This is a genomic window from Shewanella sp. AC91-MNA-CIBAN-0169 (genome assembly GCF_040310165.1).
Lineage (GTDB): Bacteria > Pseudomonadota > Gammaproteobacteria > Enterobacterales > Shewanellaceae > Shewanella.
The window spans coordinates 1-488 of record NZ_JBEOPM010000069.1; the positions used below are offsets into that span (position 1 = coordinate 1).

At 54.1% G+C, this 488-nt stretch carries 1 protein-coding gene; it reads right to left on the reverse strand.

What is annotated here, in order from left to right; genetic code table 11:
* Nucleotides 1–488, reverse strand: a 488-nt coding sequence (locus AAEY98_RS22150) for a cadherin-like domain-containing protein (RefSeq protein ID WP_351019704.1), incomplete at both ends; no start/stop codon positions are given.

The window sequence follows — 488 nt, forward strand, 5'->3', positions numbered from 1 at the left end:
ATCACCACATCGGTTCCATCAGCGGTATGCACGGTTGCATCGCCCGCGACAGTAAAGGTGGTGACGGTAATCGGGCCATCCACACTGGTGCCGTCAATCACATTACCGGTCACTTCAGGGCTGTCTTCTGCAATACTGCGGGTTTCATTGTTATCAGTGAAATCATCGTTCACCGGCGTGACCGTTAAGCTCAATGTTGAGGTGTCATTGGCGCCAGAGCCATCGGTTAAGGTGTACGTGACAACCGGCACCGCGCCATTGTAATTGCTGGCAGGGGTAAAGGTGTAAACGCCATCACTGTCCAGGCTAAAGGTACCGACACCGGCGATCACCACATCGGTTCCATCAGCGGTATGCACGGTTGCATCGCCCGCGACAGTAAAGGTGGTGACGGTAATCGGGCCATCCACACTGGTGCCGTCAATCACATTACCGGTCACTTCAGGGCTGTCTTCTGCAAGGGTGCGGGTTTCATTGTTATCAGTGAA